A 15,848-nucleotide genomic window follows, 5' to 3' on the forward strand; every position below is an offset into this window, starting at 1 on the left:
AAAGACTAACTAATAAGCACAACGCGCCAATTATATGCCTGCTATTTTACCATCCACTATTCGTACAATATCATCACAGTTTGCGGCGACGTTGTTGTCATGGGTAGAAATTAAAAACGTGGTGTTATCTGTTTGGTTTATATCACGAAGTAAAGTCATCACTTGCTTTGCTGTGTCTTGATCTAAATTACCCGTGGGTTCATCGGCAAAAACAAGTTTGGGGTTATTTATCAGCGATCGGGCAATAGCGACACGTTGTTTTTGTCCTCCCGATAATTGACTTGCCAAAAAATGACTACGGTCGCTCAGACCAACTTTATCAAGTAATAATAAAGCACGTTTTTTAATCTCACTGGTTAGCCGCCCTGTTGGCGCTGCTGCAGGAAAAGCGACATTTTCTAACGCGGTAAAATCAGGTAATAAATTGTGATATTGGAAAACAAAACCAAGGTGTTGATTACGATAAGTAGACAGCTGTGCATCAGATAAATCTGTTAATGAATGATCTAACAGCATTAACTCGCCTGATGTTGGCCGCATTAACAAACCAAGAATATTAAGTAATGTTGACTTTCCTGAGCCAGAAGCGCCCTGCAATGCCATCATTTTTCCGTGCGGGATAGATAAATTAATGCCCTTAAGCACACAGGTTTCGTGCTCACCATTGCGAAAGGTTTTTATAATATTGTTCGCGAGCAGCAGTGTATTTGTCATTGTTGAATGGCCTCAACAGGATCTACCGCAGACGCGGATCTTGCAGGTAATACAGCAGCCAAAGCAGAGCCAACAATGGTCAATATTATGACTAACATATAACTGCCCTCACTTGGCGCTATTGGTAACATTGCACTGCCATCAGCCTTAGTAATAGAAGCTAATTGAACGCATAATTGATAGCCTGCCGCTGCGCCTAAAAAAGCGCCTAGCGCGCCGATAAAAACACCTTGTAAAATAAATACAGTAGCGACAAATTGTCGAGATATTCCCGTTGCCCGCATAATACCAATTTCGGCGCGGCGGCGATAAGTCGATAATAAAAGGGCACTAGAAATAGAGATAATAATGGCTAGCAATGCAAAGCCTTGTATGAAATTACCTGTGCGTCCCTGCGCATCGGTAGCGTCTTGTAAGCTCTTGTTCTTTTCTTGCCAAGGGGTCGATTTTAACTGTGTAGAATTTTGTAATACCATTGCAATCGCTGGTGCGCCAGCAGGATTATCCACTTTTAACCCTAATGACGTGATGCCATCTGGCAACTCGAATAATGGCCTTGCGACATTAATTGATAAAAAACCAACTCGTTGATCTAAACTGGCTAAATTCACTCTAAAAATTCCCGTAATAGGCAACAAACGTTCTGGACCACGTTCCGACTTCAACAATACCGGTGTACCAACAAATAGCCCTAATTCATCGGCTAAATCAGCACCAATGATTAAACCGCCCGTAGTTAACTCAGCAGTCCCTTTTATTATATAACGGCTAATGTTAGTAATTGCATCAACCTTACTCGGTTCAATGCCTTGAATAGCGATTGGTTTAGTTGCCTCACCGCGAACCAAGAACGCATTGCCATCAACAATTGGGCTGATCACACTCACGCCCGGCGTTGATTGTGCAATATCAATAACTTGCTGCCAGTTTCGTATTTGTTTTCGTTGTAAAGTAGAGACAGGTTGCGCCACAAAGCGATTGTCGTTGGTTAATACTCTCGCTATTTTATTTGCAGGCTCTAGTTCTATGTGGGCAATTTTACTGGTGGTTTCTTGTGTTAAAAAAATACTTAAACCGTTAATTAATGCAGTAATAAACACGAATACCACAACGCTAAGCGACACACCAAGCACCAGTAATAGGGTTTGTAGGCTATTGGCGGTAATATAACGCCATGCGACTAGCAATGAAAATGGCATTAATGATTCTCTTTACTAACATGCATTTGTGCTGCATTAGCATCAACAAGACTCGTTTTACCTGAACTGTTTTTACTAGAGATAGTTTTACGAGGAGTAACACGCTTGTTTTCAGCTAACGCTTGAGCCGCAATAGTCGCATCAAGCACAACTAAGGCGTTCGAATCTAGCCCTGATTTTAATACCACCGAACTTCCAGGCCAGTCAATAAACGTGACAACTGTAGGTTTAACTTTTTGATCAACAATCGTGTAAACAAGCCAAGTCTTTCCTTGTTTTCTCAGGGCACTTCTTGGCACACTTAACACTTTATCAAAGGATTTTACTAAAATATTTACATCAATTGAACGCCCAGGCACAAAGTCAGCATTCGCTTTATCTAACATGATGCGCGTAAGTCTTGAGCCATTTAGCGGATTCACTCTTGGCGATATTTCAGAAATAAAACCGTTTTCAATTTTCTGCTTACCCGTAGGAGCCACTAAGGCTTGCATGTGTAATGAGAGATCTGACGCATAAACTTCATCAATTTCGGCTTCAATTTCAACGGGACCAAGCGAGCCTATTTGAAAAAGCGTGTCACTAACACTCACAACTTGCCCTTGATCTATCGGGCGATACAGCACAATACCATCAAGCGGACTTTTTATAAGGTAATCATTAACACGAATAACGGCCTGATTACGCGCTTCTTTCGCGGCCATTAATTTTGATTTAGCGGTAGCAAGGTTAGTGCGTGATTGATCAAGTAATAAATTAGCAACTAAGCCTTTTTTTGATAACTCAGTAATACGGCTAAAGTCTTGCTGAGCAAATTGTAGCTGCGCCTCAAGTGTGTGTAGATTAGCTTCAGCCTCGGCAAGTGCGGTTTGCTGTGATGCAGAGCGCAATTCTGCAATGATTTGTCCGCTTTTTACTTTATCGCCTTCATCCGCTAACAAAGTAATAATTTTACCCGGAAATTCTACTCGAACATTCACGACATCTTTCGTTCGAACGCGCCCGACTACCGCTAACACTAATTCAGCTTCATCGGCATTCACTTGAAAAACATCAACAGTTAATGGCGCGCTACTTTGTTCGTAGGCATACTTAGCAATAAATACTATGGCGAGCATACAGCAGATGATCAAAAATGGTTTTTGATATTTACGCATAGCTAAAAGTAACTTCCTACTTATTTGAATTGATGGTAATTATAATAAGTTAAAGCAATATTCTCAAACTTACTATCTAAATAACCTGAGTTCATCTTATATTAAACCGAGTTAATAATTTTATAATTCTCTTCACTCCTATCATTATTATTTATCACCGCTTGTACCTGCACTAACAATCAGAATTGCACTAAATAAAAGTTGCACTAAATAAGTGCTTTGATTTGCTACCTATTGGTACAAAATAAAAAGTTAATACAAATTTAATACAAATTTATTCACTCTATAGTATTTAAATAAGAACACATATTACATAGCCTTGAAAGGCGTTATTCGCTATAAATTTGCTGGTATTATTAGCAAAAAAAGATAGGCACGATATTTGCTGACACTATAGTCAACTTTTAATAAACAAGCTGGGTGAATTTACATATGTCGTATTTAAAATATGCTAGCAAGGCATTTTTTGTATTGTTATCTTTAAGTGTCTTTAGTAACCAAATTGCTAATGCTGCTTCTACAGAAATTATTCCCATTAAAACCGTAGTCGTGACCATGTTTGAAGATGGTGAAGCAATGGGAGATGAGCCGGGTGAATTGCAACTATGGTTAGAGCGAGGAGATTTTTCTACTAAATTAGATTTCCCTTTAGGCATGTATGATTTATATCTTAATAAAGAAGGTGTATTAGTTATTTGTGTTGGTGGTGGTATTCCTAATGCAACAGCTTCAATTATGGCCCTTGGCCTTGATCCTCGCTTTGATTTAAGTAAATCGTATTGGTTAATTACGGGTATCGCTGGTGGCGATCCTCAAGATGTATCATTAGCAAGCGCGGCTTGGGCTAAACATATTGTAGATGGTGATCTTATTTATCAAGTAGATGCCCGAGAAATACCCGCGTCATGGCCTTATGGCATTATTCCGCTTGGTGCAAAAGCGCCAGCTGAAAAACCAGAAGATATATCAACAGGCTGGTCTTTAGATACCGTTTCTTTTGATTTAAATAGTCAATTAGCTGATTGGGCTTATACTCAAACAAAAGATGTGAAAATTGATGATTCACCCGCTATTAAAAAGTTTAGAGCCTTATACAAAACTTATCCTAATGCACAAAAACCGCCATTTGTTACGATCGGTGATACCTTAAGTGCCAGTAAATATTGGCATGGTAAATACCTAAATCAATGGGCGAATGATTGGTTAAAACTGTACGGTGGTGAGTCAGCTAATTTCATGACCAGTAATATGGAAGATTCGGGTACGATGACCTCTTTAATGCGCTTAGCGCGTATCGATAAAGTTGATCCAAATAGAGTTATGGTGTTAAGAACGGTCAGTAATTACACAATGGCACCGGCAGATAAAGAGACGAGTTGGAGTATTACAGCGCCTTATCCTGATGGTGGTTTTCCAGCACTAAATGCAGCGTATGTGGTTGGAAATACGGTTGTGCAAGAAATAATTAACAATTGGGACAAATATGAAAACGCCCTACCTTACCAAGTAAAATAATCGTTGGTTGTAACGAAAGTGAAAAACCTTCACTTTCGTTACAAGTAATACCAATTCTATTAAATTATTGCCCACTTGTGCTGGTTAAAATAAGCCAAGGTTACGTTGCTTTCAATCATAATAACCCGCTATTACTCAATCAAGCGCCTTACCTTGATCTATTTTTCCTTCGCACAACAAGCTCACAAACTTAATTGAAATGGTATAAATCCGTTTTATCTAAAATAAATCTAAGCCTGGTATAGCCGCTTTTTCAGGATAAATACAATGATACAAGTATATTGCAAGTCCTGCATCTCCAGTCCATAAGGTAAATCGGCCTTGCACGTAGTTAGAAAGTGCTCTCTGGCACTGTTCAATAGCATGCTTTGCAAATTTTCTTGCTCTATCAAGCCATACTGGCTTCCCTGTTCTTTGGTACATATATAAAAAAGCGTAACCGTTACCAGATGTCCCATGGCAAATACTAGAACCTTTTGCGAGAGGCCCTGCTTACCAAACTAGCTCAGCTGTTTTATCTAGCAAATCATCAAGCAATATGGACTCAAGTGAATCAATGACTGGTGTTCTTGCCATTGCGGTAACAATACCTGCTGCTCCGTGACACCATTGAACAAGTAATTTATCAATGTCAGGTTTAGTACAAAGCGCCCAATTTGTGACATTATTTTTTTGTTTCGCTGAAATATTTAACGTAGTAACCGTACGCTTAATTATCATTTCAGTGTAACCTTCAGGTAATAATTCTGCGCCTTGTATAAGAATATTGGCATTACCAGCTACACCATGACAAGCACCATAATAATGACGTTTAGGCCCAAAGACTTGGCTTTGCCAAAGCCATTCACCTGTATTGGTATCATGTGTCCAATTATCCATTAATGACTTAGCGCCTTTAATAAAAAAATCTTTCCAATGCTGTTCACCTGATTTTCGATAAAGCGCTAAGGCAGCATGCATCATCCCACTTTGCCCTGACGTTATTTCATACAAAGGCAAATTAATGGTGTCTTCCATACATCGCATAACGAGTTTTGATAATTTTACGTCATTAGGTTTTGCTAAAATTGCAGGCATCAATATGCCGAGTTCACCTATTTGTAAACCTGGCTCTACTGAAACATCAGGTTTTTTCAAAAATAACAGGTAAATATCTTCTATTAATTCAGACAAGTCATTGACGTTGTAACCATATCCCCTTAAAAGCTGTAACCCATGAATTGTACCCGCTGCTCCTGCATATGCAGACCATTTTGGTCCCTTTCTAGAGTAGCTTTCAGCATCTAGTGGATGCGTTGGCCAATAAATATCAGGTAATAGTGACGCTTGAATATCATCTATAATAGAAGATATTTCTGCCTGTACAATACTTATATTCCATGGGGTTTTGGTGAGAGATTCGTGACGTTCTTTATCAAATAGCATTATATATAACTTTTCGTCAGATTAAGATTGATACACCTATTATGTTCACGCTTTAAATAATAAACTTACTTAGCTATATACAAGCTGAGGTGACAAGTAGATTAATAAGAGTAATAACTTTATACCTAAATTAATTAACAGGGCGTTAGAATATGCTCTGTTCTTTCATCCTTGCATTCATACGACCCCATTTCGAATTCTCGACAAATTAAAGGTCGATTTTCATAAATAGAACACATAAGCGTTTCACGATCTAATGCAGAGCACCAACCATCATCTAAACGCAACATAGTTTCACTGCCCCATTTATCAACAGCAATATGTTGGTCTGGAACACCTGTAACGGTTATCACCATTACCTCTAAACGACAGCAGCAAGCCTTACAGTTTGAACAAGAGACTTCCGTTGTAGATACATTTTTAATATTAATTGTCATACATATCATCAGATAAAATAATTGTACATTTTACCTTAAATTGTCGATATTCGATATGTATTTAACTCAGATGAAAATAGCATTTTATAGTAATAACTATTTCTCATAGGGACTTATTTATAATATCTGCACAAAACGGATAATTTATATAAAAGCTATTCAATCTAGGTTTTTATTTTTCATCACATAAGTAAATAAGATATAAGTAAAAAGTTGCCCATTAATTATTCATTAATAATGCTTTTTATTAAAACGTTGCTATCTTTACTACATTACAAGGAAATACATAAATACGGAATAGACTACTTATGGCACAATTTTTTTCATTATCAATTAAACTTTCTAACTTACTCTCATTTAAAGCTAAATTTTTACTCGTTTCTTTATTTTGTATTATCCCCTTATTATTTTTCTTTTTTACCTTGACCAAGTTGCAATGGCAACAAGTCGAACGAGCAAACTATAAATTAAATGCATCTACTTATATTGTTCCTTTAAGACAGTTAGTTGAACATGTGGCACAAACGCGTGGAATGACAAATGTTTATTTAAACGGAAATAAATCAGTTGCTAATAAAATAATGGCTAAGCGACAAGTTGTTGAAAGTAACTTTGCGCAATTATTATCTGTTGAGAGTAAATTGGGTGAAGCACTAGGAAGCAATAATTTTCCAGCATCGCTAAAAAAACGCTGGACAACTATATCAAGCAACGCTTTTAACACAGAGGCCAATGAAGTTTTCTCGCTTTATACCCTATTAATTGCTGATATTATTGATTTTATGGATACCATTGGCCGCCAAGGTAAAATGCTACAAGACGAAGATGCAGCGAATAGTTATTTAATTAACAGCTTATTGCATACCATTCCAGCTCAAGTAGAGTCGCTAGGAAGGTTACGAGGAAAAGGCTCTGGTGTATTAGCGGCTAATGCTTTAACCACCGACAATAAATTACAAGTTGCCGCCTTATCGAGTACTCGTAATGAAAAGATTTTACAAAAAGACATGCATTACCTTTTTCTAACATCTGCAAAATTGAAATCTGCTTTACAACAACCTTATCAAGATGCAGAAATGAAATTAGATAAATACCTAACCTTTGCAGATAAAGCCATTATTCATGCTGAAAAAGTAGCAACCTCACCAGAAGAGTTCTTTGCAGAAGGAACACGTGCTATTTCTAGTTTATTAGCGTTATGTGATGCTATGCAGCCCTTACTAGAACAGCGCATGGTATCTCAAATAAAAGCCGCTGAAGCGAATATTAACTTTTATTTACTGATTATTATTTTGGTTATTGCCCTACTGACGTATTTTTATATTGGTATTTATTTATCTATTAAACAAAGCCTAACTAGCATGACTAAAACTGCCCATGCTATTTGTGACGGTGAACTCGACACTCGATTATCACTTGAAACTAAAGACGAACTGCAAGTGATTGCCCAATGTATCAATGAAATAACAGAAGGGCTAAGCCGCTCAATTATTGCGGTAAGAGCGTCTAGTCAAGCTATTGCTAATGCTGCTGATGAAATAGCGTGTGAAAGTAAAATGGCGGCAGATGGCATGGAAACACAATCTCAAGAATTAGCAATTACAGCTACAGCGGTAACGCAAATGAGTGTATCAGTTCAAGAAGTAGCTAAAAATACAGAGCTGAGTTCAGTGTCATCACAACGAGTTAGTGAAGAGGTTATTGGTGGTATCGCCGTTGTATCTACAACTGTTGAAGCCATAACTCAATTGGCAGAAAACATTAATATTTCGACTAAAGGAATACACAAGTTAGAAGAAAATAGCCACAACATAACCAATATATTAGATGTTATTAAAAGTATTGCAGACCAAACCAACTTACTAGCATTAAATGCAGCGATAGAAGCTGCTCGTGCAGGCGACCAAGGTCGCGGTTTTTCTGTTGTTGCCGATGAAGTAAGAACGTTAGCTCAACGAACGCAAGATTCAACGCTTGAAATTCAAACCATGATCGAATTAATACAAGCAGGTATTTCAGAAGTTTCCTTGAGTATGGAACAAAGTCAGGAGTTTGCAAATAACTCTGTTTTACAAGTAGAGCAAACCGGAAAATCGTTATCTTCTATCGCGACTTCTGTGAATGAAATTAACGACATGAGCATTCAAATTGCTACTGCAACAGAAGAACAATCTTGTGTTGCCGAAGAAATATCTCAAAGTATTGTTACTATAAGTGATGTAGCTGACAGTGCGTCAAAGGGTGCTAAAACATTAGCTCTTACTGGCTGTAGATTATCCGCAATGTCAAAAGAAATGCGCCTTGTTATTCAGCGTTACACTATTGATGTAGACGTATTTACAGAAAACGAGCAGAAGTTACGCTTAGTGCATTGGGAGCCAAAAAGTATTATTGGTATTGACGAAGCCGATCGTCAACATGAAAAAATGATTGATATGATAAATGACGTTCATATTATGTCTAACCAAAAACGCAGTAGTGCCGCAATAACGAATGCGATTAGCGCTTTATTGGAATATGCAAAAGTGCATTTTTCTTGGGAAGAGGACCTATTTGACAGCTACAATTATGCTAAAGCGTTGGCTCATAAAGAAAGTCATCAAAAATTAATCAATAAGATGATTCAACATATTGATAAAATCAATATCGCTACCCCTTCAGAAATAAGTGCTCAAATGAAAGAGTTTAATATGTGGTTAAAGAGTCACATTGAACATGACGATACTGACTATGCAAAGTTTATTAAAAATCAACAAGATTAAAAACTAGCATGACTAATGAATTAACATTCGTGCCCCAAATTTACGCTGAAATATAAAAATAAGGACCGGTTATTAAATCCAAACTGATTATCCAACTGGTCTTTAGTACGAATACTCATAATAATAACTTTATTTTTTATCAACGTTGCTTTATTTCATTAACCCTATCGTTGTTGGTAACCATTCACTTAAGGCTGGAATGAACGTAACAAGCATTAGTACAACTATCATTGCTAAATAAAGTGGCATCATCGGTTTAATAATTTTTTCTATCGATGTTTTAGCCACTGAACAACTGACAAAAAGTACAGAGCCTACTGGCGGAGAGCATAAACCAATCGATAAATTTAATACCATCATAATACCAAAGTGAATAGGTGAAACGCCTATACTTTCAGCGACAGGTAGAAAAATAGGGGTAAATATTAATACCGCGGGAGTCATATCCATAAAAGCTCCCACCAAAAGTAAAATAATATTAATAAGCAGCAAAATCATCAGTGGATTTTCACTTAAACCTAACATTACTTCGGTAATAGTTTGCGGTATATTTTCGTAAGACAGTATCCATGACATTGCTGAAGACGCGGCAATTAAAAACATAACAATCGCGGTAATACCTGCTGCTTTTAATAATAAGTCAGGTAATTCTGTTACTTTAACTTCTTTATAAATACATACGGATAAAAACAATGAGTATACAACTGCGATAACACCCGCTTCTGTTGCTGTAAAGACGCCGCCAACAATACCGCCAATAACAATAAATATAAGCATTAAACTGGGTATTGCTCTAGCAACAGTTTTTACAATAGTTTTAAAAGGTAATGCAGGCTCTGTTGGAAAATTATTTTTTTTAGCAGTGTAAACACAGACCAACATTAGCGCTAAAGCGACTAATATTCCAGGTAAATAACCTGCTACAAACAAAGCAGAAATAGAAACACCGCCACTGGCTATGGCATAAATAATAAGAATATTACTAGGAGGAATGATCATACCCGTTGTTGCAGCCGTTGCGGTTACGGCTGCTGCAAAGTTACGATCATAACCCTTTTTTTCCATTTCGGGGATCATAAAACTCCCAATAGCACTAGTTGCTGCAACAGCCGACCCTGATATGCCACCAAATAAGGTACAAGACAGCACATTAACAAGTGATAATCCTCCAGGTAACATACCAATTAAGGCCATAGCACATTCAATCAGTCGTTTAGCTATACCCCCTTGTCCCATAATAAGGCCTGAAAGTATGAAGAATGGAATAGCTAACAAAGCGAAGCTATTTATTCCTCCTGTCATGCGTTGGGCCACAGTAGTAATGGCCGGTAAAAAATCGATGCTGTAAAGCATGGTTGCTAACGTTGCAATACCAATACTAAAAGAAATAGGAACATTCAATAAAAGTAAAATAAAGAAAGTAACAAGTAAGATAATAATACTAAGTTCCATTAGAGATTCTCCTGCACTGATGATTTGCTTTTAACGCTTAACATTAATTCATTCAAGGCGTACACACTCATTAAAAAACCGGTTAATGGTAGAACCGTATAAACGTAACCTATATGAAAACCTAACGCGGGTGATATTTGTACCGGATTAAAAGTAATCAGCACGAGATTACTGCCACCTACCAATAATACTAATAAAGAAAAGAGCAACACCATAAAATGACAAAACATGGTGGCAAATTGCTGTTGTTTATCTGACATTTTTTTTACAACAATATCTAAACCTAAATGTAGTTTTATACGGTAACTATAAGCGGCACCGAGTAGTGAAATCCAAATCAATAAAAATCGAGCTATTTCTTCAGATCCTGAACTTGGTGATGTTAACAAATAACGTGACAATACTTGCCATAACACAGCAAGCACTATGGCTATTATCAAAAAAATCAGCATATACTTTAAGAGATAATCGATTACCGAAACAATCTTATTCATTGTTTTCTCCTAACAATTCACCTTTCACAGAGATACGCGTTAAATAATCACCAACCAAAGTGTCATGAAATGTGGCATGAAAAGGCAATACGGCTTCAATAAATGGTTTTTTATCAGGATAATATACTTCAACGCCTGCTTTTATTACTTCTTCTAATGCTTCATTTTCTGCTTGTTCCCATAAAGATTTTTGTAGCTCTACCGCATCGTTCATAGCGTGCTTCAACCATTTTTTTTGTTGCTCAGACAATGAATCCATTACATGTTTACTCGCAACAATAACATCAGGTACTGACGCATGTTCATTGAGTGAGTAATAGGGACATATTTCATAATGACGTGAAGAATAAAAACTGGGCGGATTATTTTCTGCGCCTTCAACAACGCCTTGCTGCATTGCGGCATATAGCTCCCCCCAAGAAATAGGAGTCGCTGCACCACCAAAAGACGCTACCATTTTAACGGCGGCTTGACTGTTCATCACTCGGATTTTTTTACCCATTAAATCATCAGGTGAACGGATCATTTCGTTACAAGTATAAAAACTCCGACTACCGGCATCAAAATATCCTAACCCTTTTAAATGTGCTTTTTCAAGAGAAAGTAATATATCCTCGCCTATTTCACTTTGCAGAACCTGCCAACGATGTTCTCGACTACGAAAAATATATGGAATACTAAATACTTTCATATCAACAACAAAACCCTCAAGCGCTGCTGCTGAAACTTTAGTCATCGCAAGACTGCCTATTTGTAATAACTCAACCATATCTCTTTCTGAGCCAAGTTGCCCATTTGGATATATTTTCATGGTTAATTCCCCGTTAGAATAGGAATTAAGGTTTGCGGCCATGGTAACTAATGCTTTATGCACTACATGTTTAGTTTCTAAGGTATGACCAACCCTAAGAACTTTTGTTGATTTATCAGCACCACAGCCAACGATAACGAAAATACATAAAGAACATACAATTTTAACTAGAATATTCATCAACTTTAAACCCAAAACTAGTCGTTAATATCGCTAGTTATTATTATTAGTTTTAAAAATTTTAAAAGTATTATCATTACTTTTAAAATTGCTCCCCACTACAAACTCACCTACTTTATATAGAAGGTTTTTGGTATTAGAGATAATACCTCTATTATTTAATATGCTTGAATTACGGTTTTATCTCGAAACAAAAGATATCGCATAGTAAGATATCATACAAGTAAAGTTACCGTTTTATGTCAAACAAATAACGGTATGTTTTTGGTTACAGAGCCATTTAGCCTCAGCCCTTATAAAACAGATTAACGAGAAAATAAACAAGGGCTCTCCATTCTCATTTATAGTTAATGGAGTGACTTATACCAATTTCACTAACCATGTGATCATTTTTACTGGTTAAAACAACCAACGACTGCGTTATTTATTTAATAATTAGAACAACTAGTTATTAAAATAAATGCCTTGTATTTGGCCATTTTTCCTGCGTATAAAGTAGATCACTTAATTAATGAAACTGGTATTAAAACTACATTAGACTTTTGAAAGAGCAACCTGAACAGTTAATCCATGCTGACTTTTAATTATGATTTCAGTGCTACCTTGCTTTTGCTGCAAAGAAGTAACGCTGTTGTTTACCTTAGAAAGCTTCCATAAACCTTTTATCGTCAATTTTAGTAAGACCGGTTGACTAAAGCCTTGTATAGGATGCGCTTTGTCAAAGTTTAGATCAGGTTGAGTGGCAGCTAGCGTTATACTATTTTCTTCTTTTTGTTCAATTAACACTAATGCTGGATCAGACGACGCCAACAGCAAACCATAATTAATAGGCTTATCTACCGAGAATATCGCATACCCGGTCATATCACTTTCATTATCCGTCACTATGTGTGACTGATCATCTGCTTTTATAATTTTATAAGACGGTGCTTGTAAAACCTTAGTAGCAAAGTGTTCTCTTTCATCGGCATTCATAAACGGATAAATAACATATTGATAAGATTCATTTTTAGGCGCTACGCCATGATCTAGCCAAGCAACAGCAAAATCGCCTTGGGTGGTTTTTTTCCCTTTAGCCCTAGCCCCATGTTTACCTGTTTTTAAAGAATATTTGTCGTGATAGGAATGTTGAGTGCTTACTTCTAGACTTAGATTATTCGACGACAGTATGTGATAACCATTATTGTAAGAGTCTATTAACCAGTTATTACCACTTGTTTTCGCGTTATTTTTATAGGGAAATACAACACTTTCTGCTTGATTTTCGCGAGTAATATTAACTTGATCTTTATTGATAGAAGTTTGAAATAACGTGGTCTCAACAGCATTATTCTGATCCACACTACTTATCCCAGTACCAATTAATATTATTTTATCGCCAAAAGAAAAAACCGATTTTTTCGCTTTTAATTGCGTAGGAAACATAACAATATCATTCGTTTCATGGTTTACGCCTTTACTGTCGTTAAGCTGCATAGCGAATAGACCATTTTTATTTAAGCTAACGCTACCCGCAAAAGACTCAGCCGAGCGAAACATTAATAAGGGTTTATTTGTTTCTAGCTCGCTAAAAGGTAAATTTACCGATGTACCACCAGGGAAACGATTCCAATCCCAACCATCTTCAATAAAACCACTACCTTTTTCACCTTGCTGATTAAGTAACTGTACTGTGCCATTTGCAGGATATCGACCATAACGATTAGACGCTGCATAAATTTCTGACGACCAAACATACTTACTATAACCTTTAATTAAGGCGGCCCAATGGTTTCTTCGATGTACTGCTGTTGCCGCATACGGAAAGCTATAATACCCAGATAGAACTTCTGCACTAATACCCGCATCGTTAAAAAGTGCTTTATATTTTGCATCTTCATTACCCCATAATCGTAAATAGGCTGCAGCAATATCTGCATCAATATTGCTTAGATGCTCAGGGTCACCCGAAAAAGCTAATTGTAGATATTGTTTTTTTAACGAAGAAAAATTGCCATCAAAAGGATGGCGACCCGCATTACCGAAACCAAAATCAAACGACTGGCTATAAAGTCGACTGGCAAGAAATGCTTTCTTAAAATTTGCATGCCCTGCTGTACTTATTTGAAAAGGTGTACCTGAAAGTGCCCAAATTGTTTGAGGGATTTTTTGAAAAGCACCTAATGCATAAGCAGGATAATGCCCACCATGATGCCATGCTGTACCATCAATTTTGAAAACACCACGTGCATCGTCTTGCGCTAATATAGTAGAAATATACGTTGAGTATTTATGTAATAAAGCGGCTTTAATTTCATTGTCGTTACTTAAAAATATAAGCAATAAATGATAAAACGCTTGAGTGTTCATGTAATCAATATTCGCGTTAAAACTACTTTTATCTTTTAATATGCTACCTAAATTTGAAAACCATTGCAGACCTTTAGAAGTACTCGTTAATAAATCAGCTTGTTGTAATACTTTACGCATAATAAAGAAAGCTTCGGTTAACTCTCTGGTACTGTAACCTATGTGGTGAGTACTACTCATAGAAGAGCCATACTGCCAACCTTGATCTAAGTAATATCGCGTAGCAGTAATAAATAGCGTGGCTAATTCATTCTTACCTTTACCTTCTAGCAAAGTGTACTCAATCGCGATAGCCTTTAAAATCTTACCGAAATCCCGTAATTTATTATGTATTTTTACCCCTTGGAAAGTGGCATCATAATGTGTTTCTTCAGGTCTAAAAGTTAATGGTGGACCCACAACACTACTACCATTATCTTTTAATAATAACGTATCGAATTGACTTTTTAGCTCAACGAGTTTCATGCCTTTACTATTAACAGGTAAAAGTAATGATTGAATTTTTTCTTCTATTTTTTCTAACTGAATTAGATCTGTGTTATCTAATTTATTAGGCAAAACATTCTCAATGTTATCCATGTATCTAAATAATGGCATCCATAAATCGTTACCCGATAATTGTGTTTCTTTTTGAATAAAAGGCACTTGTTCACTTGGATACGGATGGCGATCATCTTGGTATTGCGAATAGACTATGTCATCAATATATATTTCACCGGCATTATTGCCCTGAGCCTCTACCGTAAATGTGTCGTAGTTAACAGCGTCATTAATGTTAGGTGGTGTGCCATTCATTTCGTAAAAGGGAACCGCAACCGTGCGCCAGCCAGAAAAGTTAATCGGTAATTCAAACCACACTAATTCTTGCTGCTGTTTTGAATAACTAAGCCTTAATACCGTGTTTTGTTTGTGTTCGCTATAAAGCGAGATGATTAATGTAGGGCTTGCAGGAAAATGTTTCCCATACGGTAATGGGCTTTGTGCATGCGTGAGTAAACTAAAATTTTGCGTACTTATTTTACTATTGCCTCGCCACTGCCATTGTAGCGATTGTTGTCCAAACTTATGATGTTTATTAGACAAAGATACTGTACTATTTTTTGAGTGATGGAAATTTGCAAGTGAGTGTTCAAATTCGAATGACTCTACCCTTGGAATGGCTTCATTATTTATCGGTATTGAGCCTGTTTTTTCGGCCAAGGCATTCCAACTGATTAAAGTGAAAAATAAATATAATGAATAGCGTTTTTTACTTTGAACAATCATTTATTGCCTCAATGAGCAGCGTTAAAATATAGCGCCTGTGTACTTCTCAATAGGCAATATATAAGGAAATAGATACGCCAGATAATT

10 protein-coding genes and 1 pseudogene are annotated in these 15,848 nt (G+C 36.7%); 2 read left to right on the plus strand and 9 right to left on the minus strand.

Annotation, left to right across the window (positions count from 1 at the left end; translation table 11 throughout):
* Nucleotides 1–30 precede the first annotated feature (30 nt).
* Genes GQS55_RS13020 through GQS55_RS13030 form a run of 3 tightly spaced genes read right to left on the minus strand, consistent with a single transcriptional unit; the run spans nt 31 to nt 3,070 of the window.
* Nucleotides 31–714, minus strand: coding sequence for an ABC transporter ATP-binding protein (locus tag GQS55_RS13020; RefSeq protein ID WP_159820926.1), 684 nt, complete (start codon nt 712–714; stop codon nt 31–33).
* Nucleotides 711–1,913 (minus strand): ABC transporter permease, encoded by a 1,203-nt coding sequence (locus GQS55_RS13025; RefSeq protein ID WP_159820927.1) that lies wholly within the window; start codon nt 1,911–1,913, stop codon nt 711–713. Before GQS55_RS13025 ends, GQS55_RS13020 begins: the two co-directional genes overlap by 4 nt.
* Entirely contained in the window at nt 1,913–3,070 is a 1,158-nt protein-coding gene (locus GQS55_RS13030) for an efflux RND transporter periplasmic adaptor subunit (protein ID WP_159820928.1), read from the minus strand. Before GQS55_RS13030 ends, GQS55_RS13025 begins: the two co-directional genes overlap by 1 nt.
* Nucleotides 3,071–3,502: 432 nt before the next feature.
* Here GQS55_RS13030 and GQS55_RS13035 point away from each other — a divergent pair, with 432 nt between their 5' ends.
* Nucleotides 3,503–4,585 carry a purine-nucleoside phosphorylase gene (locus GQS55_RS13035; RefSeq protein WP_159820929.1) on the plus strand — a complete coding sequence of 361 codons (1,083 nt, stop codon included), beginning with the start codon at nt 3,503–3,505 and terminating at the stop codon, nt 4,583–4,585.
* Nucleotides 4,586–4,804: 219 nt separating this feature from the next.
* On the opposite strand, the pseudogene GQS55_RS13045 reads toward GQS55_RS13035, so the two are convergent.
* Nucleotides 4,805–6,010 (minus strand): annotated as a pseudogene (locus GQS55_RS13045) (lanthionine synthetase C family protein).
* Between the two features lie 134 nt (nt 6,011–6,144).
* Complete coding sequence (locus tag GQS55_RS13050) at nt 6,145–6,447, minus strand: YkgJ family cysteine cluster protein (protein WP_159820931.1); 303 nt, start codon at nt 6,445–6,447, stop codon at nt 6,145–6,147.
* 308 nt (nt 6,448–6,755) lie between these two features.
* Here GQS55_RS13050 and GQS55_RS13055 point away from each other — a divergent pair, with 308 nt between their 5' ends.
* Nucleotides 6,756–9,209 (plus strand): bacteriohemerythrin, encoded by a 2,454-nt coding sequence (locus tag GQS55_RS13055; protein ID WP_159820932.1) that lies wholly within the window; start codon nt 6,756–6,758, stop codon nt 9,207–9,209.
* A gap of 150 nt (nt 9,210–9,359) precedes the next feature.
* Here the strand turns inward: GQS55_RS13055 and GQS55_RS13060 are convergent, their stop codons facing one another.
* From GQS55_RS13060 to GQS55_RS13075, 4 genes are all read right to left on the minus strand, one after another.
* The gene (locus GQS55_RS13060; RefSeq protein ID WP_159820933.1) at nt 9,360–10,661 is read right to left on the minus strand and encodes a TRAP transporter large permease; all 1,302 of its coding nucleotides are present in this window, start codon (nt 10,659–10,661) and stop codon (nt 9,360–9,362) included.
* Complete coding sequence (locus GQS55_RS13065; RefSeq protein ID WP_159820934.1) at nt 10,661–11,155, minus strand: TRAP transporter small permease; 495 nt, start codon at nt 11,153–11,155, stop codon at nt 10,661–10,663. Before GQS55_RS13065 ends, GQS55_RS13060 begins: the two co-directional genes overlap by 1 nt.
* Nucleotides 11,148–12,146 carry a TRAP transporter substrate-binding protein gene (locus tag GQS55_RS13070; RefSeq protein ID WP_159820935.1) on the minus strand — a complete coding sequence of 333 codons (999 nt, stop codon included), beginning with the start codon at nt 12,144–12,146 and terminating at the stop codon, nt 11,148–11,150. The genes GQS55_RS13065 and GQS55_RS13070 overlap by 8 nt, the downstream gene beginning before the upstream one ends.
* A 534-nt stretch (nt 12,147–12,680) precedes the next feature.
* Nucleotides 12,681–15,761: a chondroitinase family polysaccharide lyase gene (locus tag GQS55_RS13075; RefSeq protein WP_159820936.1), complete on the minus strand. Its 3,081-nt coding sequence runs from the start codon at nt 15,759–15,761 to the stop codon at nt 12,681–12,683.
* Nucleotides 15,762–15,848 lie beyond the last annotated feature (87 nt).

This window comes from Colwellia sp. 20A7, assembly GCF_009832865.1.
GTDB lineage: Bacteria > Pseudomonadota > Gammaproteobacteria > Enterobacterales > Alteromonadaceae > Colwellia.

Bases quoted from the DNA above. Each gene is read 5' to 3' on its own strand.
- GQS55_RS13075 (WP_159820936.1), bottom strand. From the start codon at position 15,761: ATGATTGTTCAAAGTAAAAAACGCTATTCATTATATTTATTTTTCACT.
- GQS55_RS13060 (WP_159820933.1), bottom strand. From the start codon at position 10,661: ATGGAACTTAGTATTATTATCTTACTTGTTACTTTCTTTATTTTACTT.
- GQS55_RS13055 (WP_159820932.1), top strand. From the start codon at position 6,756: ATGGCACAATTTTTTTCATTATCAATTAAACTTTCTAACTTACTCTCA.
- GQS55_RS13035 (WP_159820929.1), top strand. From the start codon at position 3,503: ATGTCGTATTTAAAATATGCTAGCAAGGCATTTTTTGTATTGTTATCT.
- GQS55_RS13050 (WP_159820931.1), bottom strand. From the start codon at position 6,447: ATGACAATTAATATTAAAAATGTATCTACAACGGAAGTCTCTTGTTCA.
- GQS55_RS13065 (WP_159820934.1), bottom strand. From the start codon at position 11,155: ATGAATAAGATTGTTTCGGTAATCGATTATCTCTTAAAGTATATGCTG.
- GQS55_RS13030 (WP_159820928.1), bottom strand. From the start codon at position 3,070: ATGCGTAAATATCAAAAACCATTTTTGATCATCTGCTGTATGCTCGCC.
- GQS55_RS13020 (WP_159820926.1), bottom strand. From the start codon at position 714: ATGACAAATACACTGCTGCTCGCGAACAATATTATAAAAACCTTTCGC.
- GQS55_RS13025 (WP_159820927.1), bottom strand. From the start codon at position 1,913: ATGCCATTTTCATTGCTAGTCGCATGGCGTTATATTACCGCCAATAGC.
- GQS55_RS13070 (WP_159820935.1), bottom strand. From the start codon at position 12,146: ATGAATATTCTAGTTAAAATTGTATGTTCTTTATGTATTTTCGTTATC.